Raw genomic sequence first — 24,580 nt, 5'->3', positions numbered from 1 at the left:
GCTCCCCTTTTTCGATCTTTATGGTTCATAGCTCAGGCTGTGAGTCTTCTTTTCCTGTAGGTCAGTATCCCCGCGATGCCTATGAATACTGCCATGATCATCAGCCCCCATTCCGACATCGTCGGTATCGGTTTCGGGCCGGGCGGCTCGCAGCTCCCCTTCCACGCAAGTCCGTCGATCCCTACGAGGCCATTGGATCCTATAAGCGTCGCTGCGCCGGTACCCACATTGACAGTATAGAGAAGCCCGACCTCACCGTCGTTCATATATAAAATCTGGTTGCACTCGTCGTATTCGAGCCCGAACCGGTTCCCCTCGGCAACGCCGGTAGGGCCTATAAGCGTTGAAGTGCCGTCCGTCACCGAGACGGTATAGAGTGAAGCACCGTCGACTGCATACAGAATGCCGTTCGTATCGTCGTAAGCCATTCCTGCCCCGGATATGCCCGTTCCCGTACCGATTTGCTGAGTCGTACCGTCCGGAAACTGCGCCATCAGGATGTACGAATTGTTTATGTCGATCGAGTACATAACGTTCGCCGTTTCGTCCGCGGCCAGGGCCCACCAGTTAGACGAATCGTTCTGGTCGCTGATAATGTTCGTACTGCCGTTCGGCGAGATGGAGGCTACCGCATAGTTATCACAAATTGGCGACTGGCATTCGAAATCCGTGCCGTAAAGAGTTTGTCCCAGGTAAGCCAGACCGACGAGGCTCCAGGCACTGTCCAGCGTCACAATCGGAATCGCCGCGCCTGTGGATTCGTTTATGCGATAGACTACCCCGGGGTTGCCGCTCGAAAGTCCTACGAGACCGTCCGCGAATACCTGAGCTTTTGCAGAACCGGCGGCGAGAAGAATATACAGAACCATGGCAAAACCTATTGTCGTTAGAAAACCCATCCTCGGATTTCTCATCCTGTCCTCCATTAAAGATGCAATTACATAGGACTGATATTATTACAACAAATAACGAAACGCAAGCTGTTTCTGCGACTCTAAAAAAATGGGTGCAGACAATCTGCCGCGGACAATCCGGGCGCCGGGCCCAAGCATCCGGTAAAGGTCGTCTCGTAAGGTAATATTTCTAGTGTGTTGACGGCATGAACGGAGACCCGGCTCAATCGACCGGTTGGTTGCAGGCAGGGTAGGGGCGAACGGGGCACGTATGGAGCATTACAAAAATCTCTCCGGCAACTCGGGAGTCATGGCCTACGAAATCGGCGAGGATTATATAAAGGTAAAGTTCCGCAGCGGCGACGTCTATCTATACAACTACATCGTCACCGGCAAATTCAATATCGAGCGCATGAAAAAGCTCGCCGAAGAGGGCAAAGGCCTAAGCACTTTTATAAGCAGGTATGTGAGGGAAGACTATGCGGCGAAATCGTAGATTCCCTCACGCCACCATCCTGCTGTAAAGCCTGCTGGCGAGGATCACCAGCGCCGCCGTGATGATGAACAGTATCGCGAAGTCGTGGAATATGCTGAACTGCGAATGCGCCCCGTTTATCATGAGCGCCCTGAGAGCGTCCACCTGGTACGTCAGCGGGTTAAACGTCGATATCGTCTTCAGCCAATCCGGCATGAGCGCTATCGGATAAATCGCGTTACTCGCGAAGAAGACGGGCATGGTTATGAGCTGCCCTATGCCCATGAACCTCTCCCTCGATTTCACGATGCACGCGATGGTGAGCGACAGGGTCGCGAAGAGGCCGCACCCGAAACCTATGAGCGCCATGACGCCGAGGATATTCAGCGGCGACAGGTTGAGGTCCGCCCCCATGAGCCCGGCGACGACGTAAACCACTCCCCCCTGGAGCATCCCCCTGAAGCTCGCCGCGAGGGCCTTCCCTATCACTATGGCGGTCCTTGGCGCGGGGCTCACGAGCATCCTGTGGAGGATTCCGAGGTCCCTGTCCCATATGGCTGATATGCCGAAAAATATTGCTACGAAGAGCACGCTCTGCGCCAGTATCCCGGCCGACAGGTAATCGAGATAGCTCATCCCGGCCGGGGCCAGCCCCTTTACCTTCAGCATGACGACGCCGAAGAGGAGCAGCCACAAGAGCGGCTGCACCGCCCTCGTGAAAAGCTCTATAGGATCGTGCCTTATCTTCTGGAGCTCGGCGCACAAAACCCCGTACACCTGCATCACATAGTCCGTGACGGCCCTCGTCAGCCTAGCCGCGGGATGCGATAGATCTGCGGTTACGACGTACTTCACTATAATTTCCTCCCTCGGAATTTTCTTCGAACGAGCTCATGTATTTTGCGAAAACGTCGTCGAGAGTCGCCCCCTCGCCGACGCCTTCCTTAAGCCTGTGCGGCGTGTCGATGGCCACTATCCGCCCGTGCTGAATGAGCGCCATCCTGTCGCAGAGCTCCTCCACCTCGTCCATGTAGTGTGTCGTCAGGATTATTGTCATCCTGTATTTTTCCTTGAGCTCGCGCACGTGGTCCCAGACTGCCTTCCTGGCGACCGGGTCGAGGCCCACCGTGGGCTCGTCCATGAATATCACGGACGGATGGTGGAGCATGCTCTGCGCTATCTCGAGCCTCCGTATCATGCCGCCCGAATAGCTGCTCACGAGACGGTCGGAGAATTGCCCGAGCCCCATGAAGTCTAGCGCCTCCCGTATGCGCTCCTCCTGTTCGGCGCGCGGCACGCCGTAGAGCCTGGCCGAAAGCAGCAGATTCTCCCTCGCGGTGAGCGCCCCGTCCGAGGACACGAGCTGCGGTATGTAGCCGATGCTCCTTCTCACCTCGGTCGGCTGCCGGACGACGTCGTGCCCCGCCACCCGGGCCGTTCCCGACGTGGGCGGAAGGAGAGTCGTCAGCATCTTAATTATCGTGCTCTTGCCCGCGCCGTTAGGGCCGATCAAGGCGAAGACCTCGCCCTTATCGACGGCGAACGACACGCGGTCTACGGCCGTGAACGTTCCGAAAGTCTTCTCCAGTTCTTCAACTTCCAGCGCGGGCTCTGTCCCGTTTTTTCCCATGTTCGTTTTTAACCTTCTATCGATACAGAGTAAAAATCTTATTAAAAGGATGCAGGGTGAGTGCGCCGATTGCTACTGAAATTACCGCACTCCGGGAAGAAAGCACGGCTTTCGTCTCGAAAAACCCGCATAGCTAAGGCCGCCCCGGCGGCGTGGCCCTTCCGCCGCGCATCCAGCGCCTCGTCCTTTCTGTTTTGGAAGGGATTTTAAGAAGCCTTAATTGTCCCTGCAGTCCTTGCAGATACCGTTCAGGAGAACCGAGTAGCCCTTTATCTGGTAGTCGCCGAGTGTTTTGTCGGATATGTCGAGCGTAGTGAAAGAATCGTCGTAGACGTCCTCGACCCTCTTGCACTCGGTGCATACGATGTGGTTATGCGGCTCGAGGTTGGCATCGTACCGTGCGGCGTTATAGAGGACGTTAACGACCGAAATCAGCCCGAGCTTCTCGAAGGTCTCGAGCGTCCTGTAAACGGTCGTCAGCGAAATATTCGGATAATAGTCCTTTATCTTCTTGTATATGGTTTCCGTGCTCGGGTGCTGGTCCGTCGAGGCGAGCTCCTTGTATATGGCTATCCTCTGCGGGGTCACCTTGAGGCCGAGATTCTTGCTCCGGTCGATAAACTCGCTTATCCTGTCCTTTATCATTTCGCTGGTAATATCGCTCATGTGCTTCACACCTCACTAGATTTTACCCTAACCGGATTCGAATATCCATAGCCTGATGATACTGTTTAGAAAATAGTAATCATTATCAATAAAGATGACTTTGCGGTAAGGTCGGACTTGAAACAAGTCCTCCACGTCTGTAAGTTAATGCTGTGAATCCGCTCGAATTCATCAAAAAACACAAGGTCATATCCGTTGTCCGTGCGGAGAATGAAGCGCTCGCGCTCTCTTTCGCCGAGGCCTGTATCGCGGGCGGCCTCAGGCTTATAGAGGTCACGTTCTCCTTCCCCGGGGCCGAAGGCGTGATCGGACGCCTCGCGGAGAGGGAAGGCGTCCTCGTCGGTGCAGGCACAGTCCTCGACATGGAAATGGCCGAAAAGGCGCGCGACGCCGGGGCCCGGTTCCTCGTCTCGCCTCACACGAACGAGGCGCTGATAGGTTTCGCCAGGGCAAACGGCATGGCCGTCATCCAGGGCGCGTTCACGTCGTCCGAAATCGTAAGGGCGTGGAAGCTCGGCGCAGACATGGTGAAGATATTCCCGGTAAGCGCCGTCGGCGGGCCGTCTTACGTCAGGGCGATGAAAGAGCCGCTGCCGCAGATAGATATAATGACGACTGGCGGGGTAGGGCTGGACAACCTGGCGGATTTCCTTGCCGCCGGGGCGTCGGCCGTCGGGCTGTCGACGGCGCTCACGGGCAAGGGGGGCGTCATCGACCCCGAAACGATAACGTCCAACGCGCGCCTGTTCGCCGGGAAGCTCGAAGAAATCGATCGGGCCTGACGCTTTCAAGGGTTAATATTAATCCGGGAGTTACGCATGAACATCCTCTTCGTCGCCTCTGAGATGGAGCCCCTCGCAAGGGTGGGCGGGCTCGCCGACGTCATAGGCACCCTCCCCAAAAGGCTCGCCGCACAGGGGGCCGACGTAAGGGTCGTCCTCCCCTATTACTCCCGCGTGAAGACCTGGCTCTCCACCGCCGGCATAAAGCCGAAGGACGCCGTAAAAGACCTCGTCGTATGCATCGACTGGCTCCCGGTGAGGGGAGTCGTGAAGGAAATAAAGCTGAGCGGCGTGACGGTTTATCTCGTCGAGCAGGACGATTTTTACGCCAGGAAGTACATCTACTCGACGCCCGCCGCCGACTACGAGGACAACGATCTCAGGTTCGGGTTCCTCTCCCTCGCCGCGCTCGAAGCCGCAAAGTCCCTCGGTTTCAAACCCGAAATCATACACTGCCACGACTGGCAGACGGCGCTTCTTCCGATATGCCTCAGGTGGCGCAAGCACCTCCGCGACGACGAGTTCTTCAAGGACACGCGCGTCGTCTTCACGATACACAACATCTCGTTCCAGGGGCAGTACGACAGGACGATACTCGACAAGTTCGGCCTCCCGGAATTCCTCTTCACCTCGCAGGGCCTCGAGTTCTACGGGAAGGCGAATCTCCTTAAGGGCGGAATACTCTATTCGGACGTCGTCACGACCGTGAGCCCTACGTACGCCGAGGAGATCCGGAAGAAGGAATACGCCTACGGCCTCGACGCCGTTCTAAAGTGGGTGTCCCGTAAGCAGGACAACCTTATCGGCATACTGAACGGAATCGACTACGACGAGTGGGACCCCGAAACGGACCGCTATATCTACAAGAACTACGGCACCCAGAGTCTCGCTCAAAAACCGGTCAACCGCGAAAAGCTGAGAGAGGAATTCGGCCTCGACGCCTCCATCGACAAGCCCGTCCTGGGCGTCGTCTCCAAGCTTACGGAGCAGAAGGGCGCCGACCTCCTCCTGGAATCCGTCCCGCAGATAATAGATCTCGGCTACCAGATAGTCATAGTAGGCGCCGGCGACGAAAAGTACGAGCAGGCCGTCGTGCGGGCCGGGAAGAGATTCGGCAAGAACCTCTCCGTCACGATAGCCGTCGACAATACCTCGCTCGAAAGGAAGGTCTATGCCGGCTCCGACATGTTCCTGGTCCCGTCGCGCTTCGAGCCCTGCGGCCTCGGGCAGATAATCGCGCTCCGCTACGGCACGGTCCCCGTCGTCAGGGGCACGGGCGGGCTCCTCGACACGGTCCGCGACTACACCGAAAACCCGGCGGGCGGCAACGGTTTCATCTTCTACGAATTCTCCACGGTCAGCATGCTCGACGCGCTCCTCCGCGCGATAACGGCCTACGAGGACAAGGCCGCCTGGAGGAAGCTCCAGACGAGGGCTATGAGAGAGGACTTTTCCTGGAAGGCCTCGGGCAAGAAATACCTCGGCCTATACAAGGAAGTCATGGAGCGGAAGCCCGCCGTATACGGCGCGAAACACTAGATATTTTTCGGCCGTCCGCACACACGCCGCGGCCCCGGAATCGAGCTTGAAACATTTTGTACTTCTCGCCGGTTTAATATGGTAGTGTTGTATTTACAGGCGAGAGGTAACAGAACATGAAAAAAAAGCTGGCAGTATTAGCTCTGGCATTTGCACTTTTCACAGGGTTCGCGGCGGACGAAAAGGCCCGCGCGAACACCGCCGTAAGCTTCAATCTCTTCTACAGCTCACTTGCCCCGTACGGCAACTGGGTCCCGATGGACTACGGGTACGCATGGGCGCCCGCGGGGGTGGGTGCGGGCTGGCGTCCCTACATGGACGGCCAATGGGTATGGTCCGATCTCGGATGGACGTGGTCTTCCTACGAGCCCTGGGGCTGGGCGACATACCACTACGGCAGATGGGTGATGGACCCTTACTACGGGTGGTTATGGGTGCCGGGCACGACGTGGGCGCCCGCGTGGGTTTCGTGGTACCAGACCCCGGGATACGTCGGATGGTCGCCGCTCCCGCCCGACAATAACTTCTTCCTCGAGATAGGCCTCGGCTTCGGAGGCGGGGGTTATTACGGTGGAGGCTACTACGGCGGCGGTTACGGGTACTACCCCGGCTACGGCTACGGCGGCAACTATTTCAGCTTCAACTATTACGACTACGACTATTACGGCGGCCACAAGCACGGAAAACACCACGGCAACAAGTACCGCCATCACGATAAAGGGCACTACTACGACAACGATTACTACGCGCCGGGCGACCACTGCGTCTTCGTTCCCGAGGATAAATTCGGGAACAAGAACTCCAAGCTCGTCGCAGTCGACATTGACAAAAACCGCGACCTCGTCACGAACCGGAACACCAGGAACGTGACCAACATACAGGTCGATAACGGCAGGGTGCGTAACCTCGGCCCCGACAGGAGCGTCCTGGAAAATTCCGGAGGGGCCAGGATAGAGCGCGTAAGCCTCGTCGATTCGGACCTCACGACCGTAAGGAACCGTAACGCGCGCGGCGCTTCCGTCGCCGAAAACGGCAAGTTCGCGGTCTACAGGCCGAGCATAGAAAGAAAGGACGGCGAGAATCCGTTCTCGGCCGACGCCGTTCACAACCCCGGCCGTAACGGCAGGAATATAAATAACGGCGCCGGCACGGACCGCGCTTCTCTCGACAACGGTGCGAATCCCGGCCGGAATCTCAGGCCCGGCACGGGGGATGGAAACAGCCCCGCGAGCGGCGTCAGGAACCCGGTCGACGCAAACTCCCTTTACGGCAACACGAGCCCGAGCGAGCACGGCGTCATAAGAAGGAACGGCCCAGCGAACGGCCAGGGTGAAGACGGGCGGCTCGGCTCGATTAGGAACGGCGGCGGCAGGCCCGGCATGTCTCCGAACGGCCTGGCCCCGGACAACGGCCCGATGCGTCCCGAAAGGGGCAACCTCGATTCCGGCGGCCCCCGCGGCAACGCCCCGGCAATGAACAGGCCGCAGAATTCCGGGCCTGGGATGAACCGCCAGTCCCTCGACCGCACGCCGAATTACGGCCCGCGCCAGGAAGCGCTTTCGAACCCGGGCATGAACGGCCCGTCCGGCCGGTCTATGAACGGTCCACGGAACTACCAGCCTTCGATGAACGGCCCGCGGGGCAACGCCCCGACGATGAACCGCCCTTCGACGGTAAGGCCCCAGCCCGACAGGCAGGGCAGCGGCCCCCGGAACATGACGATGCCCCGGAATTACTCCCCCGATGCGGGCAGGCCATCGGTCAACCACCGGCAAGGCTACACACCGAGCATGAAAGCCATACCCCAGGGAAAGCAGGGGAGCGCCCCGTCCGTGAACAGGCAAGGGAATATGAGAGCGCCCGAAAGGCGGTCGGCCCCGTCGCCGGTCAGGAATATCGATTCCTCGGCCCCGCGTCAGGGCTACGACAGGGGCGGCGGGCCCGGCCAGGGCAGGCAGAGCGTCCAGCCCCGGAGCTACCGTCAGCCTTCGCAGGGCAACGTCCGCAGCAGCGGCGGCTCCGGCTCGAGGCCGAGCTACAACAGGGGAAGCTCCCGTCCGTCGGGCGGCTCCGTGAGGAGCGCCCCGAGCCGCAGCTTCGGCGGCGGGAACAATGGCGGCGGGTTGTCCTTCAACAGGTCTTCCATCAGGGGACGCTAGCACGGCAGGCTCACGGGAAGGGTGAATTCAGCTTCGGTGTCTGATAGAATATCCGCAGTGAACGCCGGCTCCGAATCCGAAGTTATACATATCGCCGACATAGACGAGAAGGCCGCGTCGCTCCTCCTCGAATCGGGGCGGGCAGTGATAGGCATTCGTATCTCGCTCGCGGACGACGAGGGGAATATCTCGGTCTCCGGGTTCGACCCCGGCACGGATACCATCCCCGGCGTCGGCGTGGACTTCGACCTCTCCCCCTGCGAATGCGCGGGGCTCGAGGACGGCGGCGCAGGGCTCTTCTTATCGACCCCCGTCCACACGAGCTCGGCCCGCGAGTTCTTCGACCTCATGCTCTCCGGCTACCCCGCGCTCGAATGCCTCGTCTCGTTTACGGGGAACGCGTGGAAAATACTGGCTACAACCGCACTCAAAGGCCCGTAAAGCCTTCCGGGCGACTAAAACGTACCTTCCGATGTGATCTTTGCTTTTGAATTCCCTCCTTTGTAAAGGAGGGTCAGAGTGGATTTATCCTTTCCTTCGAATTCTCAAAATTCTCTAAACTTTGCAGGCAGGCAGACGCCGCGAGAAGGCAATTCCAGGGCGCTTCAGTAACGCTGCACGACCTGGTAGTAGGTGTCCCTCCGGGCGGGGACGAATCCCGATGACCTTATCATGTGGACGAGGTCGTCCACGGTGGAGCGGAGCTTGTTCTCGGCGCAGCAGAGGACGTTCTCGTCGAACAGCGTTCCGCCGAGGTCGCTCGCGCCGTAGTGCATCGAGAGCGTGCCCATCTTGTTCCCCTGCGTGAACCACGACCCCTGGATGTGAACGAAGTTGTCGAGGTAAATCCTCGAAAGCGCGAGCACGCGAAGATACCTGTCGCCGCTTACCTCGTTCGGGAGCTTCCTTTCGAGGAATGTGTTCTTGGGCTTGAACGTCCAGGGAATAAAGGCGAGGAAGTTCCCCGTCTCGTCCTGGAGCTCCCTCACTCTATCGAGGTGCTCCAATATGTCCTCGTCCTGCTCGAAGTGCCCGAACATCATCGTCGCCGTCGTTTTGAAACCCTGGAGGTGCGCCTCGCGCGTAACCTTCATCCACTGGTCGGCGTCGATCTTGAGCGGGCTTATCTTCTTCCGGACGCGGTTCGAAAGCACTTCCGCGCCGCCGCCGGGGATAGTCCGGAGGCCGGCGTCCCAGAAGCGACTCAATACTTCCTCCGTGGTAAGGTCCGAGTACTTCGCTATGGCCGTTATCTCCGGCGCTGAAAATGCGTGGAGGTGAAGGCCGGGTATCTCCTCGCGCGTCCTTCTTATTATATCGAGGTAATAATCGAGAGTGATTTCCTTGTTGTGCCCCCCCTGGAGGAGGACGGTCGTGGCCCCGTTGTGGTATGCGGTCCGCATCGTCTCTATCATCTTGTCAACGCTGTGGGTGTAGGCGTCGCTGGCCCCTGCCGGGCGCCAGAACGCACAGAAAAGGCACTCGGTATCGCAGACGTTGGTGTAATTCGGGTTGGTGTCGGCGACGAACGTTACGAGCCCCTCGGGGTGGTGCCTCCGCCTCACGGAATCGGCCACGGAGCCCATCTGTATGGTGTCGGCGTTTTTGAGAAGGTAAAGTCCTTCGTCGCGTGTTACGCGCTCCCCGTCAAACACCTTTCCGAATATATCCATCGCGTCCATATCCTGTTTAGTGAACCTTAAACGCGTCTTTCTGTCAATCGCTTTTTAAAGACTGTTTACGGACGTTTACGAGTAATCGCGGTATCTACTGACAAAAACGGCGGGAAGTCCCGGAACGGCTCATCCTTCCAGCGGGCGGACAGCGCGGACAAGGCAAAACGCGGCCACTGCCAGGGACGACCCGATAAACGGCGCGGTGACGTATATCCATAGATACCCGGGCCTCATCGACACCAGGGCAGGGGCCAGCGACCGCGCCGGGTTCATCGACCCCCCGGACACAGGCCCGGCGAAGAGCGCCGCGAGCCCGACTACCGCCCCTATGGCGCAGCCGGCCATCACTCCCTTCTCCTTGCTCCCCGTAGCGACGCTCAGGATCACGAACATGAGATAGAACGTGAGCACGGTTTCGACAGCGAACGACTGCACCGAAGACCCCGAGGGCATGGTCCTCCCGAGCCCGGAGCCGTCCGCAAATAGCAGGCCCAGTACGAGGCTTGCCAGAACGGCCCCAAGGCACTGGCTCCCGATGTAAGGCGCGACGCGCCGTCCCGGAAAGCGGCGGGCCAGCCAGAACCCTACGGTGACGGCGGGGTTCACGTGAGCCCCGGACACGTCGCCGAAGGCGTATACGACCGTCATAACCACGAGCCCCCACACGACGGCGACGCCCACGTGGGTGACCATTCCGCCGTAGAGGTCGTTCACTATCATGGCCCCCGTCTCGGCGAAGACGAGCATAAAAGTCCCCAGCGCCTCGGCGAAACAGAGCCTGAGATTATATTTCAAGGAATCCTCCGCGAAACGGGAATGCAGCGCAATTCTATAAAACCCGGCGGGCTGTAGCTCTCCCGCGTAAGGTCATACGGCCCTCAGCCTCTCCCCGGCGCCTGACTCCGAAAGCCAGCCGGAGATCTTCTCCTTTATGGCGTCCCGGATTTCTCTTATCCTCTCCAGCTTTTCCTCGTCGCTTCCGGTGAACGTCGAAGGGTCGGGAAAGCCCCAGTGAAGCCTCTCCCTGGTCCCGGGGAATATGGGGCACGATTCGGCGGACGCCTCGTCGCATACGGTTACGACGTATGTGAAGAATTTCCCCTCCTTGAGAAGGTCGAGCGCGGACACCGTCTCCTTGCCGGAAATGTCGATGCCTTCCTCCGAAAGCGCCTTAACGACGAGCGGGTTTATAACACCCGGCTCGAGCCCGGCGCTCGCGACGTCGAACCTGTCCCCGGCCATCCTCCGTAAAAGCTCCTCGGCCATCTGGCTCCGCGCCGAGTTGTGAATGCATATGAATAGAACCTTTTGCTTGATCATTTACCGGCCTCCTTTCGTTTTACGGGTACGAAGCAGCACTCGGGATCGACGGCCCCGCTGCCGGTGCAGCATTCGACGAACAAGAACCTTAGCAGCCCCTCCATACCGGGGCAGTTCACCATGTATCTCAGGTAAGTCCCCTCGCGCCTTACGGTCACGACGCCTGCGGTCCTGAGCTTCTCCAGGTGGTGCGACAGCGTCGAGCCGGGTATCCCCAGCCCGGTCTGGATATCCCCCGCCACCATCCCCTCCGGGTGCGACTGCAGGAGGAGCCTCACGATACGGAGCCTCTGCTCGTTTCCCATCGCCGACATCATATCGGCAAAATGTCCGACCGTTTCGTTCTTATCGAGTAATGTTTCCATGTTACTAGAATACTCGAAATATGTGGCCCGGCAAGGGTCCATGCAACATTCCCCGAAGCGGAGGATAAATATGTTGAGAGAGCGGCCCCGGGTGTGTAAATTATTAGTTCGAATGTCCTTACGCACAGCGCTCTCGCTCCTCGCTCTTTGTTCTCTTCCCTTCTGGAATATCGCCTCCGGGGCTGAAGCCGCGCACGATACCCAAACGATGTCGATTTACTCCGGCGGCCGGAGAGTCGGCTCCTCCGTATATACGATTAAAAAGGAAGGCGGCTCCTCCGAGGTCTTCGAGAAGACCTCCATCAGGATAAAGCTCCTCGATAAGGTCCAGGACGTGAGCACCGTGGGGACGTATCACCTCGCGGGCGGCGAGGTGAAGTCCTTCGAATACGAGTTCGATTCCCCCTCGGGCGGTATGAAGCTCACGGGCGAAAAGGCGGAGGGCGGATTCAGGATAAAGACTGATTCCGTTTCGGGTGGAAGCGAGCTCTTCTTCAAAACCTCTTCTTCCCCGATCCCCGCGGCCCTCCTCCCCGAATGGCTTTCTTCCCGGGATATGAAGCCCGGGGCGGAATATAAAGTCCCTGTCATGGACCCGCTTACGATAGTGACGGGCGGGGACGAGAACGCGCTCCTGACGATACACAGGGTAAAGGGGAGGGAGAAGGTCGAGGTCCCCGGGCTCGGGAGATACGATGCGTGGAAAATCGTCTCCGACGTCTCCGGCATGGAGATAACCTCCTGGCTCACCGATTCGGGCCTTGTCGTAAAGCAGGAGATGCCCCCCGGCCTCACGGCGTATAAAGACGCCGAGGGCGCAGGCGCAGGCGGTCTCGATATATTCGACATCACGGACCTGACCTCCATACCTTCGAACGTCACGCTCGACGACCCGCGCGGGACGACGTACCTCAAGGCCGAGATTTCCGGCCTCCCCCGGGACGGCGGCTTTAAGCTCGCCGACGGCTACAGGCAGTTTACGAACGGCGATACGATAGAAATAAAAGCCGAAGGGCCCGACGGGAACGGCTCTTACGAAACCCCGTACAAAGGCGGCCTCGACGAATACATGAAGCCCGGCCCGCTCGTGGACAGCAGCGCCCCCGAAATCGCGGCGGCCGCCGCGGAGATCACCGGGAGCGAGAAGGACGCCGCAAAGGCGGCCGCGCTCATAAACGACTGGGTCTTCCGCAATATAAAAAAGGAGGGAACGGCCAGCGTGCCCAACGCCCTCGACGTGCTGAAAACACGCTCCGGCGACTGCAACGAGCACTCGGCCCTCTACGCCGCCCTGGCCCGCGCCGCGGGGATTCCCACGAAGGCGGTGTCAGGTACAATATACATCGACGGCAGGTTCTACTATCATGCGTGGAACGAAGTCTACGTGGGCAAGTGGGTGGCCGTCGATTCGGCTTTCGGCCAGATGCCGGCCGACGCCACGCACATCAAGCTCATAGAGGGAAATTTAAGCGATACCTCCCGAATAATGAAAGCCGTGGGTAAAATTAACCTCAGTATTCTGGAAGCGTCCCGATGAACGAAAGAACCGGAAAAAAGCTTCTGACGGCGGCGCTGGCGCTTTTCCTGCCGCTGGCCGCGCTCACAGCCTGCGCCCCTAAATCGGCGAAGACGATAGACCCGATGAATCCCGAGGCTCCGTTCGTCTCGGAAGAGCCGTCCAGGAACGACGCCTACTACCACTTCTCGCTCTCGCGGATGCTTTATCTCGACGGCCGTAACGCCGACTCGCTCCGCGAGCTCGAATACGCCGAGCTCGCCGACCCGGAATCGGCCTACCTTAAATACAACCTCGCACTCATGTACATATCCGAGGGCAGGATGACCGACGCTCTTACGAAGCTCGAAGAATCAATAGAAGTCGGCCCCGGTTTCGCGCCTTCCTACACGCTCCTCGGGAGGGTGTACGCCTCCTCCCGGGACCCGGCTCTCAAGGAAAAATCCGTCGATATACTCAATAAAGCGGTCGAGCTCGACCCGAACGACGCCGAGTCGCTTCTGTTCCTGGCCATAATGGACACGGAGGCCGGGAACCTCGACTCCGCAGAGGCCAAATTCGAGAAAATCACCGAGCTCTACCCCGACAGCGAAAAGGGGTATTTCTTCCTCGGGCGGCTCCTTTACGAAAAGGGCGACTACGCCGGCGCCGAGGCGAGCTACAAGAAAGCCCTCGAAATCAACCCGAGCTTCGGCTCGGCCCTCGTCGAGCTTGCCGTCGTATACGAGCAGCAGGGGAGGATAAAGGAATCCGAAGACATATACAGGGACGTCATCGTGCTTTACCCGAACAGCCTCGAGTCCTACGTCCGCTACGGCAACTTCCTCTTCCGCGTTAACCGCGTCGAGGACGCCCGCGAGCAGTTCGAAAAGGCGGAGACACTCGACTATCACAACCCGGATTTGAAACTCCGTCTCGGCCTCCTTTATATAGAAAGCCGCGACTTCGAAAAAGCGATAGAAGAGTTCAGGCTAATACTCCTCGGCAACCCGAACGACGAAAGGGCCAAGTACTACCTCGCCCTCGCATACGTCGAGACGGGCAACTACGAATCCGCGGTTCAGCTCCTGGACGCCCTCGGCCCCGAATCGGAATTCTACGACGCTAGCCTCGTCCAGAAGGCCTACATCTACGAAAAACAGGGCTCGCTCTCCGAATCGCTCGCCATAATGGAGCAGGCCTACCGGCGCGAGCCGCAAAACGAAATCATAGTCAATTACCTGGGAAGCGTTTACAGAAAGCTCGGGCGCGACGAGGACGCCGTCGGGCTTTACAAAAAGTTCCTCGAAGCAAACCCGGAAAGCGAAACCATATACTACTCGCTCGGGGTCACGTACTACCTCCTCGACGAGCAGGAAAAGTCGATCGAAACCATGAAGGAGCTCATCGGGATAAACCCCGAGCACGCCGACGCCCTTAACTTCGTCGGGTATACCTACGCCGAGCGCGGCGAGAACCTCGACGAGGCCGAGGCGCTGGTTAAGAAAGCCCTCTCCCTGTCGCCCGACAAGGGATACATACTCGACAGCCTTGGGTGGGTCTACTATAAAAAAGGCAGGTACGACGAGGCTATAACCGTCTTGAGGGAAGCCGCCGAAAGGCAGCCCGGCGACCCGTCCATATACGAGCACCTTGGCGACGCCTACTCCGCCGCGGGCGACGACGATACCGCACTGGCCTATTACCGCCGGGGCCTCGATATCATATCCGAGGAAGAATCGCCGGACGACGACGATACCGAGCTCCGCGCGAGGCTCATGGAAAAAATAGAGCGCATCACCCAGGTCCAGAGGATAAGAAGCGAGCTGTGATTCTCGAACCGCGCACCCTCGTTCTCGGAGCTCTCCTGCTGGTGACGGCCGCATCCTGCGCGCCGAAGGCGCCGACCGCGGGCCCGGGTGAGATGACGGCCGGCGAGGCTGCCTCAAAGGCCGCGCTCCTCGACAGCAGCGTAAAATCCGTCAAGGGCCTGGCCCGGGTGAGCATCTCGGCGCCCGGTGAGAAGATCTCCTACACACAGGTCACGGTGGCGAACGAACCCGACAGGATAAGACTCGAAGCGCTCAATCCCTTCGGCAGCACCGTTGGGTTTATATCCTCTGACGGCGAGAAGATATATATAATCTCCTCCTCGGCCCGCGAGGTTTACGAAGGCGGGGAAGAGTTCAACCTCGCCGACATCTATCCCGGGCTCGACCTCTCCGTAACCGCCGAAAGCCTCACGAGCCTCGTTCTCGGGAGGCTCCCGTACGACGTGTTCTCGTCCGGGAGAACGCCCGGCATGAGCACCGACGGCGCGCTTCTCAAGCTGACGTATCCCGGCGGCGCCGGCGGCGGAGATGATATCGTATGGCTCGATCCGTCCACCTTCAAGGCCCGCAAAGCCGAGTTCTCGCTCGAAGGGGGGAGAAAGGCTTCTGTCTCCTACGAGTATTTCGACGGCCTTATCGCGGGGCATTATTTCGCCCGGAGGATAGAGTTCGAATCGAAGGGGCTATCCATAACGCTCGTCTACGAGGACGGCGTCGAGGTGAACGTTCCCGTCGATTCCTCGCTCTTCCGCCCGGCTGCGTCCGCGGCGGCGATTGCAAATATACGCGCTCAAAATTATAATTAAAACGAGAGACAACCGGGCCCGTTCTAATCGTCATATTGGAAAAACTCATATCCTAGCGAGGTCACCACACATTGCCGGAAAAAGAATTGGCAAGGGAATTCACCGTTAAGAACAAGCTCGGTCTCCACGCCCGGGCCGCCGCTGCTTTCGTCAGACTATCCGGCAGGTTCTCGAGCGACGTCAAGCTCTCGAAGGACGGCTACGAGGTAGACGGCAAGAGTATTCTCGGCGTGCTTTCGCTGGCGGCGGCAAAGGGAAGCACGATAAAGGTCGTAACGAGGGGGGATGATTCCGAGAGCGCCATGGATGAAATCGGGGCGCTCATAGAAAGCGGATTCGGAGAAGGCGTATGAGGGTTGAGAGAAAGGCTATCCCCATCTCGGGCGGCATCGCCCTCGGGAGGGTCGTACTCCTCGACAGGTCGAGGATGATAGTAGAGAGGAAGCAGATAGACCCGGCCTCCGTCGAGTCCGAAAAGGACAGGTTTATGACCGCCGTGGGCCGCTCCAAGGCCGAGCTCCTGTCGATAAAGGACGGCATGGGCTCCACCGAAGAAGGCGACCACCTCCAGATACTCAACCTCAATATCATGATGCTCGAAGACGAGCTCCTTTCGGGCGAGGTCCTCCGGCTCATAGAGTCCGAAGGGGTAAACGCGGAATGGGCGGTTAACTCGGTCCTCTCCAGGAAGAGCGAAAAATTCCGTAACGTCGAGGACATTTACATGAAAGAGCGCCTCGCCGACATCTACTACCTCGGCGAGAGGATACTCCGGAACCTCCGCGGGGCCGGGGACGAAAAGCTCCGCCTCGGGAAGGATTCCGTCCTCGTGGCCCACGACGTGTCGGCCGTGGACGTCGTAGAGTACGCGAAGCACGGCGCGCTCGCCATAGTAACCGACATCGGCACTTCCACCTCGCACAGCGCCATCGTCGCCAAATCCGTCGGCGTCCCGGCCGTGATGGGCCTCGAAGACATCACGCTCAGGGCCTGCCCCGGCGACAGGATATTCGTCGACGGCTTCAGCGGCACCGTTATACTCGACCCCGGCGAGCACGAAATCGATAGCTTTCGCAAGCTCAAGTCCGACTACGCGGCCCTCGAAAAAAAGCTCCTCGAATATGCCAAGCTCCCCGGGAGAACCCTCGACGGCAGGGTCGTCCGTATAAACGCCAACGTCGAGCTCACCGACGAGCTCGGCCATGCCTCGTGCTTCGGGGCCGAAGGCATAGGCATGTACAGGACGGAGTTCCTGTTCACGAAGTCCGCGAACTACCCAGGCGAGCAGGAGCAGTACGAAAACTATAAAAAAGTCATCACGTCGCTAGATTCGCCTATAATGACCATCCGGACGCTCGACATCGGGGGCGACAAATTCCCCACGGGCATGGAGCTTTCGAGAATGCTCAACCCTGCGCTCGGCCTCCGCGGCATAAGGTATTCATTGAGAGACGTCGAGACCTTCAAAACCCAGATAAAGGCGATACTGCGGGCGTCCGCATCCACCGGAAAAAAGGTAAGAATACTCCTCCCGATGATCTCGGGGATAAGCGAGCTCCGAAAGGCGAAGGCCATAATATCCGAAGTCGCCTCCGGGCTCGGCGAAGGGCCGTCATGGGCCGTCGGTGTAATGATAGAAACTCCTTCGGCGGCTATAATGGCCTCTGACATCGCGGCCGAGGCCGATTTCCTCAGCATAGGCACGAACGACCTCATACAGTACACCCTCGCCATCGACAGGGTCAACGAGCACGTGTCCTACCTCTACTCCCCGTTTCATCCCGCGATACTAAGGCTCATCTCGGGCGTAGTCGACGCGGCCCGCCCCCGCGGCATTCCCGTCGCCGTCTGCGGCGAAATGGCCGGCCAGCTCCCCTGCGTCCCGCTCCTAGTCGGGCTCGGCGTGGGCGAGCTCAGCATGAACACGCACTCGATACCCAGGGTGAAAAAGCTCCTCGGCTCCATAACGGAGAAGGAATCCAGGGAGATCGCCCGCGCCTCGCTCGGGCTCAAAACGGAAGCCGACATAAGGGACTACGTTACGAGAGAGGTAATAAAGAAATGGGGCGACAGCCTCCCGCCCGAATTCATCGAGGAGATAGTCGTCCCCTCCTAGGCACTGTCCACGAAAGCCGCCCGGCTGCAGACAATTCTCCACCGCTTCTTGCATAGATTTCTACACTCGCCGGCGCTCCCCGGCATACGTTTCTCATAAACCCCTGTCATGCCTCGTTTCCCTCTATCCGGCATGCCAGTTGCTACTATATCGTTAAAACCATTATAGGAGAACAGTCATGCATACGCTCGAACACTTATTCATGAATCAGCTTAAAGACATTTACTACGCAGAAAAACAGATAGCCAAAACACTGCCCAGGATGGCGAGCGCAGCCGCTCAGCTTTCGCTCAAGAATGCCTTCGATCACCACCTCGAAGAAACCGAGCATCACATTGAGAGGCTCGAGCAGGTCTTCGAGATGATGGGCGAGAAGGCGTCCGGAGATAAGTGCGACGCCATGGAGGGCATAATCGAGGAAGGGAAAGAATTCATACAGAACGGCAAGGACTACGATCCCAGCGTGAACGACGCGGGGCTCATAGCGGCCGCGCAAAGGGTCGAGCATTACGAGATAGCCGCCTACGGGACTCTTAGGGCATTCGCCGAACACCTCGGACAGGAGCAAGCCGCCAAGCTTTTCCAGTCCACGCTCAACGAGGAAAAGCAGGCCGACAAAAAGCTCACGGGCATAGCCGAATCCGTAATCAACGAAAAAGCGGCCAAGTAAAATTTCAGGGAACCCATACCTCATGCCTCAGCCGGGGGAGATGCCTGGTCCATGGCCGGCTTCCTCTCCCGGCTCCTTATAATGGGGAGCGGGAATAATTTTTCCGGCGCCCTTTTCCTCTGGCTTATTTTCCTTTATTCTCGATATACCGAACTGTCGATGTAGTGTATTTCACGACGTTTGCACATGCATGTTCGAGTACCCCGTATTCACGCAATTTACTATCAAGAATAAGGCTTTTAATGTAATACCAATACATCGAATTGAGGATTGATTCAAAAAAGGAACGGCTATATAATTAGCGAATAAATCCTGGGAATTCCGTTTTCGACAAGAGCGTCTCGATTACGTGCAGCGGCTTTATACGATGAACACCACATTCCTTTCAGAGCAAAACAGAAGATCCCCGTACCAGAATCATCCGAAGATTCCAGAGGGGGCGCTAGTGGAGGATTCATGACAGCACCCGGAGTGGTCGCTTTTCTGAATGCGTTCTCCAAAACGGCAAGTATTGTCGTAGTCGCTATAGGGATACTTGTGCTTACCGGATGGGTGACGGACTCCGGAACCCTTAAGTCGCTGATTCCCGGATACCCGTACATGAAGGTCAACACCGCCATCGGATTCGTTCTGGGCGGTCTCTCCCTCTGGCTCCTCCTGACGGTGCGGGGGAGCCGGGCCGCGGAAGCCGTGGCCGGCATATTCGCCTTCCTTCTTTTCGTTCTCGGGCTCATGACATTGCTCCAGTACGTCTCGGGCCACGATTTCGGCATAGACAATCTAATCTACGCCGACCCTAATGCCGAAATAAGCGGCGGGTCCCCGGGCAGGATGTCCCCCCTTTCGTCTTTTAACTTCGCTATACTGGGGCTGGGGATGCTGATGGTGGCGGTAAGGACAGGGGCGGAGCCCTATGCCGGGGTTCTCGCCATGATTGCGGGGTTCATGAGCCTCCTTTCGATCATCGGCTATGCCTACGGCGTCGAAGCGCTTTACAAATTCTACGCCTATTCTTCCGTCGCTCTCAATACGGCTATCGCCACGATACTGCTTTCCTTCGGCGTCCTCTTCATAAGGCCGGGCAAGGGGCTGATGTCCGTCGTAACCATGGATACAATGGGCGGGATGCTCGCCCGCCGGGTGCTCCCGTGGGCGATAATACTTCCGTTCTTCTTCGGGTGGCTGAGGCTGAAAGGCCAGGAGCTCGGCTATTACGATACAGGCATAGGCCTCTCGTTCTTCGCCGTTTCCACGATGGTCCTCTTCACCATCCTGATATGGCTCAGCGCGAGGTGGCTCAACAGCTCCGACGTAGAACGCACAAGGGCGGAGAACGAAGTGCATCTTCTGAACGAAACCCTCGAACGGCGCGTATCCGAGCGGACGTCCGAGCTCCAGAGAGCGATAAACGAGCTCGGAAAGGAAATCGGCGAGCGCCGGAAGGCCGAGGAAGCCCTCAACGACACCCTCGAGGAGCTTTCCCGGAAAAACAGGACGGAGGCCATAATAAACGCCATTACCGGCAGCGTTCACGGGTCGGTCGACCTGCGCGAGGTCCTCTCCAACGCCGTAAAATCCATAAAGGAAAATATGCACGGAGCGGATTACATCGGGGTATTCATGGTAGAGGGGGACAGCGCCGTCCTGACCGCATATTCGGGCTATCCCGAAAGCATATACGAGAAGATAAAGATCATACCTTCCCCGAGGGGGCTCACGTGGAAGACCATTACGGAAGGCAAGGCTACGTACTGCCCCGACGCCGGGAACGATACGGCCATGGGGCCCGCGGGGAAAGAGCTCGGAACGAAAAGCTACATTTCGATGCCCATACGATACGAAGGCCGGGTAGCAGGCGTCGTTAACATAAATTCCCTGACGGAGGACGCCTTCGACAAGGAAGAGCTCGGACTGCTAGATACCGCCGCGGTTCAGCTGGAGGCTGCGGTTCATAACGCCAACATAGTCGAAGCGCTCCGCAAAAGCGAAAAAGAGAACCGCTCCCTGAACGCGGAGCTCGAACTGCGTCTCGATGAGCTCACTGCCGTCAACAAGGAGCTCGAAGCGTTCAGCTACTCGGTTTCTCACGACCTCCGGGCGCCGCTCCGGGCGATAGACGGCTTTTCACGTATACTCCTCGAGGATTACTCCGAAGCACTCGACGAGGAAGGGCTCCGCCTCTTCTCCGTCATAAGATCGAATACTCTCAACATGGGCCAGCTCATCGACGACCTCCTCGCGTTTTCGCGCCTCGGGAGGCAGGATGTCCTGCCGGTCGAGGTAAACATCAGCGAGATGGCGAGGATCGTTTTCCAGGAAATTCAGGCCGATAACCCTGACAGGTCGCTGAAATTCACGCTGAACCATCTCCCGTCCGCTTACGGCGACAGGGCCATGATACGGCAGGTGATGGTCAATCTTATCTCGAACGCCGTCAAGTTCACCAGGAACAAGGGCAATGAAGGAACCATAGAGATGACAGGTCATTCGTCCGGACGGGAAAACGTATACTGCATCAGAGACAACGGTATAGGTTTCGACATGACCTATGTAGACAAGCTGTTCGGGGTCTTCCAGCGGCTCCACAGCCAGAACGAATTCGAAGGCACGGGGGTGGGGCTTGCGCTCGTAAAGCGTATAGTGGTAAGACACGGCGGGCAGGTCTGGGCCGAAGGAAAAGTGGGGGAGGGGGCGGCATTTTATTTCAGTTTTCCAAAAGACGAAGGAGGTTTGACATGACGGACATGAACCAGGTCGAGATACTTCTGGTCGAGGACAACCCGAACGACGAGGAGCTCACGCTCAGGGCGCTCAGGAAGAATAATATCGCGAATAACATCCACGTGGTAAGGGACGGCGCCGAGGCGCTCGATTTCATCTTCGCTTCGGGGATATACGCGTCGAGAAGGGTCGAAAGCCGGCCCAAGGTAATACTTCTCGACCTCAAGCTCCCCAAGGTGGACGGCCTCGAAGTGCTGAAGAGAATAAAAGCCGACGAAAGAACGAAGATGACCCCGGTCGTCGTGCTTACGTCGTCCAAGGAAGAAAGGGATATCGTCGATAGCTATAAATTGGGCGTAAGCAGCTATATAGTTAAACCGGTGGACTTCGACAAGTTCATACTCGCCGTATCGCAGCTCGGCCTCTACTGGCTCCTTCTCAACCAGCCGCCGGGCTAGACGGGGACGGACATGTTCGGAGGATGCGGGTTTTAATATTTTTGTTCGAGGAAACCAGATGGAAAAGGAGCTCAAGGTCCTCATAGTCGAGGACGTGCCAACCGATGCAGAGCTTGTCGAGCGCGAGCTCAAAAAGGCCAACATCGCTTTCCGTACGAAACGTGTGGAGACGAGGGAGTCTCTTCAATCCGAGCTCGAGCGGTTCCTGCCCGACATTGTCCTTTCGGATTACTCGCTTCCGTCATTCGACGGTATGTCCGCTCTAAAGCTGGTGAGGGAGAAGGATTCGGAGCTGCCCTTTATATTCGTCTCCGGCTCGCTCGGAGAAGAACGCGCGGTGGACATGCTCAAGAACGGGGCCACCGACTATATACTCAAGGACAAGCTCGCCCGCCTCGTCCCGGCGATAGAGCGCGCCCTCCGCGAAGCCGAAGAGCGCCACGAGCTCGAAAGGGTGTGGAATACGCTCCGGGACAACCTCGATTACCTCTCGAAGAAAAACCGCTACGAAACCATAATCAACACGGTTACGAAGGCCGTGCACCAGTCCATCAATCTCCAGGACGTCCTCGACAACGCCGTCCGGACGATGAGCGACAACATCGATTCCGCAAAGCACGTCGATATATACTTCGTGGATAAAGACGCCGAGCTCAAGGCGTGCGAAGGATACGACGACAGGTATGTAAGCGAGGTCAGGCACCTGCCGCGGGGCGTGGGTATAGTCTGGCGCACCGTGCGCGAAAACAGGCACGTATACGTCCCCGACGCCGAGAACGACGAATACCTCACGCCGGCGATGAAAGAGGCCGGAACGAAGAGCTACGTCTCCATGCCCATCCGGTCCGAGGGAAAGACGGTCGGCAGCCTGAATATCTATTCCGACGAAAAGAACGTATTCGACGAGGACGACCTCAAGCTCCTTGAAAACGTCGCCCAGCAGATAGGGGTCGCCATAAACAACGCGCAGAAGGTTGAGGCGCTTAGCGAAAGCGAGCGAAGGTTCGCTCTCTTCATGCACAACCTCCCGGGCGTAGCGTTCATGAAAGACGCCGAAGGGCGGTATATATACGTGAACGATTCACTCCAGGCCATAATCGGCAGGGACGTCGACTACGTGGGCAAAACGGACGACGAGATATGGCCTCCGGCCGTGGCTTCCCAGTTCAAGGAAAACGACAGGATAGTCATCGAAACCGGAGAGCCGCTTCAGACGATTCAAATCATGCCGACGCCGTCCGGGATCGGCTACTGGCTCGCGAGCAAATTCCCCATACTCGACAAGCACGAAGAAATAGTCATGGTCGGCGGCGCGGCCGTCGACATCACCGAGCGAAAGAGCGCCGAAAGCCGTATAGCCGAGCAGGCCGCTCTCCTCGACATCGCATCCGACGCCATAACCGTCCGCGACCTCGATCACCGCATACTCTTCTGGAGCAAGGGGGCGGAGCGTATTTACGGCTGGGAGAGCGACGAGGTCATAGGAAAGAGCGTCACCGACCTGCTTTTCGACGGCTCGTGTCCCGAATTCGTCGAGGCCCACAGGATATTGAACGAGTTCGGGCACTACAAGGGCGAGATGCAGCAGGCGACGAAAAACGGGAAAAGCATAATCGTCGAATGCCGCCTTACGCTCGTTACCGACGACCACGGCAATCCCAAGTCCATACTCGCCGTCACGAGCGACATCACCGAGAAAAAGCGCTTCGAGGCGCAGCTCCTCCGCGCCCAGCGCATGGAGAGCATAGGCACACTCGCCGGCGGCATAGCCCACGACCTCAACAACGTCCTTCAGCCGATACTCATGGCCCTCCAGATACTCCGCATGAGATTCCCCGACGAAAAATCCCAGAGGCTCATCGACACGCTCGAATCGAGCACCGAGCGGGGGAGCAACCTCGTAAAGCAGGTCCTTTCGTTCGCCCGCGGCCAGGAAGGCGAGCGCACGATCCTCCAGGTCAGGCACATCGTCCACGAAATAGAAAAAATGGTGAAGGAAGCCTTCCCGAAATCGATAGAATTCCGCACTAATTTCCCGAGAGACCTCTGGAACGTCATGGGCGATTTCACACAGCTTCATCAGGTCCTGATGAACCTCTGCGTAAACGCCCGCGACGCCATGCCCGAAGGCGGCACGCTCGAAATTTCCGGCGAGAACCTCATCATAGACGAAAATTATGCGAAGATGAACGTCGACGCCGTCACGGGCCCCTACATAGCCATAACCGTATCCGACAACGGCGAGGGAATCCCGCCCGCCCTCATAGAAAAAATATTCGAGCCCTACTTCACGACGAAAGATCCGGGCAAGGGGACGGGTCTCGGGCTCTCCACATCGTTCGGCATCGTAAAGGACCACGGCGGCTTCATTCACGTCTACAGCGAGCCCGGCAAGGGAACCACGTTCAGGATATATATCCCGGCTGTAGAGACCTCTGAAACGAGGTCCGTCGAGCAGATGCGGTCCGAGGACATACCGCTCGGGAAAGGAGAGACCGTGCTCGTCGTCGACGACGAGGCTTCCATCCGCGAGATTACGCGCTCGACGCTCGAAACGTACGGCTACAAGGCCCTCACTGCTTCCGACGGGGCCGAGGCCGTGTCCATCTATTCCGTTAACAGAGACAATGTAAAGGTAATAATAATGGATATGACGATGCCCATTATGGACGGCCAGATGAGCATAAGGGCGCTCAGACGAATAGACCCCGGGGTCAGGGTCATATTCGTGAGCGGCTTCAAGGAGGCGTCGAGAATGGCCGAATCGTATGCTCAGGGCCAGGACGTTTTCCTGTCCAAGCCCTACACGGCCGAAACGCTGCTCAAAACCCTTCGCGGCATAATTTCAGGGGCGAAGGAAGGGTAGCCCGTGCGCCGCGCCGGCGGTATCCCTACGGCTTTCCAAAGGCATGTCCGGCGCTTTGCACGAGGTGCGGGCGAAAGCCGGATTTTCCGTGTATATTAAAGCCCTTTACAA

22 protein-coding genes are annotated in these 24,580 nt (G+C 58.1%); 14 read left to right on the top strand and 8 right to left on the bottom strand.

From position 1 onward, the window contains the following. Positions 1-32 precede the first annotated feature (32 nt). Positions 33-914, bottom strand: coding sequence for an IPTL-CTERM sorting domain-containing protein (locus tag PKC29_09355; GenBank protein HML95620.1), 882 nt, complete (start codon positions 912-914; stop codon positions 33-35). A 250-nt stretch (positions 915-1,164) separates the two neighbouring features. Here PKC29_09355 and PKC29_09350 point away from each other — a divergent pair, with 250 nt between their 5' ends. Further along, positions 1,165-1,389 carry a hypothetical protein gene (locus PKC29_09350; GenBank protein HML95619.1) on the top strand — a complete coding sequence of 75 codons (225 nt, stop codon included), beginning with the start codon at positions 1,165-1,167 and terminating at the stop codon, positions 1,387-1,389. 6 nt (positions 1,390-1,395) lie between these two features. Here the strand turns inward: PKC29_09350 and PKC29_09345 are convergent, their stop codons facing one another. From PKC29_09345 to PKC29_09335, 3 genes are all read right to left on the bottom strand, one after another. Then, a complete protein-coding gene (locus tag PKC29_09345) occupies positions 1,396-2,223 on the bottom strand; it encodes an ABC transporter permease (protein ID HML95618.1) in 828 nt (275 codons plus the stop codon). Further along, a complete protein-coding gene (locus PKC29_09340) occupies positions 2,180-2,998 on the bottom strand; it encodes an ATP-binding cassette domain-containing protein (protein HML95617.1) in 819 nt (272 codons plus the stop codon). The genes PKC29_09345 and PKC29_09340 overlap by 44 nt, the downstream gene beginning before the upstream one ends. Positions 2,999-3,214: 216 nt before the next feature. Next, complete coding sequence (locus PKC29_09335) at positions 3,215-3,664, bottom strand: Fur family transcriptional regulator (GenBank protein HML95616.1); 450 nt, start codon at positions 3,662-3,664, stop codon at positions 3,215-3,217. A 152-nt stretch (positions 3,665-3,816) separates the two neighbouring features. On the opposite strand from PKC29_09335, the gene PKC29_09330 reads away from it, so the two are divergent. The 4 genes from PKC29_09330 (at position 3,817) to PKC29_09315 (ending at position 8,585) form a co-directional block, all read left to right on the top strand. Next, the gene (locus PKC29_09330; GenBank protein ID HML95615.1) at positions 3,817-4,446 is read left to right on the top strand and encodes a bifunctional 4-hydroxy-2-oxoglutarate aldolase/2-dehydro-3-deoxy-phosphogluconate aldolase; all 630 of its coding nucleotides are present in this window, start codon (positions 3,817-3,819) and stop codon (positions 4,444-4,446) included. Positions 4,447-4,482: 36 nt separating this feature from the next. Then, the gene (gene glgA, locus PKC29_09325) at positions 4,483-5,985 is read left to right on the top strand and encodes a glycogen synthase GlgA (protein HML95614.1); all 1,503 of its coding nucleotides are present in this window, start codon (positions 4,483-4,485) and stop codon (positions 5,983-5,985) included. A gap of 116 nt (positions 5,986-6,101) precedes the next feature. Then, complete coding sequence (locus PKC29_09320; GenBank protein ID HML95613.1) at positions 6,102-8,144, top strand: hypothetical protein; 2,043 nt, start codon at positions 6,102-6,104, stop codon at positions 8,142-8,144. A gap of 36 nt (positions 8,145-8,180) precedes the next feature. Then, on the top strand, positions 8,181-8,585 hold the full coding sequence (locus tag PKC29_09315) for a hypothetical protein (protein HML95612.1): 405 nt from the start codon (positions 8,181-8,183) through the stop codon (positions 8,583-8,585). A gap of 164 nt (positions 8,586-8,749) precedes the next feature. Here the strand turns inward: PKC29_09315 and mqnC are convergent, their stop codons facing one another. The 4 genes from mqnC to PKC29_09295 form a co-directional block, all read right to left on the bottom strand. Further along, positions 8,750-9,817: a cyclic dehypoxanthinyl futalosine synthase gene (gene mqnC / locus PKC29_09310; GenBank protein ID HML95611.1), complete on the bottom strand. Its 1,068-nt coding sequence runs from the start codon at positions 9,815-9,817 to the stop codon at positions 8,750-8,752. 129 nt (positions 9,818-9,946) lie between these two features. Further along, complete coding sequence (locus tag PKC29_09305) at positions 9,947-10,615, bottom strand: aquaporin (protein ID HML95610.1); 669 nt, start codon at positions 10,613-10,615, stop codon at positions 9,947-9,949. A gap of 72 nt (positions 10,616-10,687) precedes the next feature. Beyond that, a complete protein-coding gene (locus tag PKC29_09300) occupies positions 10,688-11,140 on the bottom strand; it encodes an arsenate reductase ArsC (GenBank protein HML95609.1) in 453 nt (150 codons plus the stop codon). Further along, the gene (locus PKC29_09295; protein ID HML95608.1) at positions 11,137-11,505 is read right to left on the bottom strand and encodes a metalloregulator ArsR/SmtB family transcription factor; all 369 of its coding nucleotides are present in this window, start codon (positions 11,503-11,505) and stop codon (positions 11,137-11,139) included. The genes PKC29_09300 and PKC29_09295 overlap by 4 nt, the downstream gene beginning before the upstream one ends. A gap of 208 nt (positions 11,506-11,713) precedes the next feature. Here PKC29_09295 and PKC29_09290 point away from each other — a divergent pair, with 208 nt between their 5' ends. The 9 genes from PKC29_09290 to PKC29_09250 all read left to right on the top strand — a co-directional run bounded on the left by PKC29_09290 (position 11,714) and on the right by PKC29_09250 (position 24,469). Further along, positions 11,714-13,042 carry a transglutaminase domain-containing protein gene (locus tag PKC29_09290; protein ID HML95607.1) on the top strand — a complete coding sequence of 443 codons (1,329 nt, stop codon included), beginning with the start codon at positions 11,714-11,716 and terminating at the stop codon, positions 13,040-13,042. Continuing rightward, positions 13,039-14,832, top strand: a complete 1,794-nt coding sequence (locus PKC29_09285; protein HML95606.1) for a tetratricopeptide repeat protein — start codon at positions 13,039-13,041, stop codon at positions 14,830-14,832. Before PKC29_09290 ends, PKC29_09285 begins: the two co-directional genes overlap by 4 nt. Then, a complete protein-coding gene (locus tag PKC29_09280; GenBank protein ID HML95605.1) occupies positions 14,829-15,638 on the top strand; it encodes a DUF4292 domain-containing protein in 810 nt (269 codons plus the stop codon). Before PKC29_09285 ends, PKC29_09280 begins: the two co-directional genes overlap by 4 nt. A gap of 86 nt (positions 15,639-15,724) precedes the next feature. Then, entirely contained in the window at positions 15,725-15,991 is a 267-nt protein-coding gene (locus PKC29_09275; GenBank protein ID HML95604.1) for an HPr family phosphocarrier protein, read from the top strand. Next, on the top strand, positions 15,988-17,754 hold the full coding sequence (gene ptsP / locus PKC29_09270; GenBank protein ID HML95603.1) for a phosphoenolpyruvate--protein phosphotransferase: 1,767 nt from the start codon (positions 15,988-15,990) through the stop codon (positions 17,752-17,754). Before PKC29_09275 ends, ptsP begins: the two co-directional genes overlap by 4 nt. A gap of 178 nt (positions 17,755-17,932) precedes the next feature. Continuing rightward, on the top strand, positions 17,933-18,424 hold the full coding sequence (locus PKC29_09265) for a ferritin-like domain-containing protein (GenBank protein ID HML95602.1): 492 nt from the start codon (positions 17,933-17,935) through the stop codon (positions 18,422-18,424). A gap of 456 nt (positions 18,425-18,880) precedes the next feature. Continuing rightward, positions 18,881-21,163, top strand: a complete 2,283-nt coding sequence (locus PKC29_09260; GenBank protein HML95601.1) for an ATP-binding protein — start codon at positions 18,881-18,883, stop codon at positions 21,161-21,163. Further along, a complete protein-coding gene (locus PKC29_09255; GenBank protein HML95600.1) occupies positions 21,160-21,603 on the top strand; it encodes a response regulator in 444 nt (147 codons plus the stop codon). The genes PKC29_09260 and PKC29_09255 overlap by 4 nt, the downstream gene beginning before the upstream one ends. Positions 21,604-21,661: 58 nt before the next feature. Next, on the top strand, positions 21,662-24,469 hold the full coding sequence (locus PKC29_09250; protein ID HML95599.1) for a response regulator: 2,808 nt from the start codon (positions 21,662-21,664) through the stop codon (positions 24,467-24,469). Positions 24,470-24,580: the final 111 nt, after the last annotated feature.

The sequence above is a fragment of the Thermodesulfobacteriota bacterium genome (genome assembly GCA_035325995.1).
In the GTDB taxonomy this organism is placed as follows: Bacteria; Desulfobacterota_D; UBA1144; order Nemesobacterales; family UBA2774; genus JADLGH01.
This window is presented reverse-complemented; position numbering and strand designations above follow the sequence as displayed.

Excerpts from the sequence above, each read along its gene's own strand:
- PKC29_09355 (HML95620.1), bottom strand. The coding sequence starts at position 914 with ATGAGAAATCCGAGGATGGGTTTTCTAACGACAATAGGTTTTGCCATG.
- PKC29_09350 (HML95619.1), top strand. The coding sequence starts at position 1,165 with ATGGAGCATTACAAAAATCTCTCCGGCAACTCGGGAGTCATGGCCTAC.
- PKC29_09340 (HML95617.1), bottom strand. The coding sequence starts at position 2,998 with ATGGGAAAAAACGGGACAGAGCCCGCGCTGGAAGTTGAAGAACTGGAG.
- PKC29_09335 (HML95616.1), bottom strand. The coding sequence starts at position 3,664 with ATGAGCGATATTACCAGCGAAATGATAAAGGACAGGATAAGCGAGTTT.
- glgA (HML95614.1), top strand. The coding sequence starts at position 4,483 with ATGAACATCCTCTTCGTCGCCTCTGAGATGGAGCCCCTCGCAAGGGTG.
- PKC29_09320 (HML95613.1), top strand. The coding sequence starts at position 6,102 with ATGAAAAAAAAGCTGGCAGTATTAGCTCTGGCATTTGCACTTTTCACA.
- mqnC (HML95611.1), bottom strand. The coding sequence starts at position 9,817 with ATGGATATATTCGGAAAGGTGTTTGACGGGGAGCGCGTAACACGCGAC.
- PKC29_09300 (HML95609.1), bottom strand. The coding sequence starts at position 11,140 with ATGATCAAGCAAAAGGTTCTATTCATATGCATTCACAACTCGGCGCGG.
- PKC29_09295 (HML95608.1), bottom strand. The coding sequence starts at position 11,505 with ATGGAAACATTACTCGATAAGAACGAAACGGTCGGACATTTTGCCGAT.
- PKC29_09290 (HML95607.1), top strand. The coding sequence starts at position 11,714 with ATGTCGATTTACTCCGGCGGCCGGAGAGTCGGCTCCTCCGTATATACG.
- PKC29_09285 (HML95606.1), top strand. The coding sequence starts at position 13,039 with ATGAACGAAAGAACCGGAAAAAAGCTTCTGACGGCGGCGCTGGCGCTT.
- ptsP (HML95603.1), top strand. The coding sequence starts at position 15,988 with ATGAGGGTTGAGAGAAAGGCTATCCCCATCTCGGGCGGCATCGCCCTC.
- PKC29_09265 (HML95602.1), top strand. The coding sequence starts at position 17,933 with ATGCATACGCTCGAACACTTATTCATGAATCAGCTTAAAGACATTTAC.
- PKC29_09260 (HML95601.1), top strand. The coding sequence starts at position 18,881 with ATGACAGCACCCGGAGTGGTCGCTTTTCTGAATGCGTTCTCCAAAACG.
- PKC29_09255 (HML95600.1), top strand. The coding sequence starts at position 21,160 with ATGACGGACATGAACCAGGTCGAGATACTTCTGGTCGAGGACAACCCG.
- PKC29_09250 (HML95599.1), top strand. The coding sequence starts at position 21,662 with ATGGAAAAGGAGCTCAAGGTCCTCATAGTCGAGGACGTGCCAACCGAT.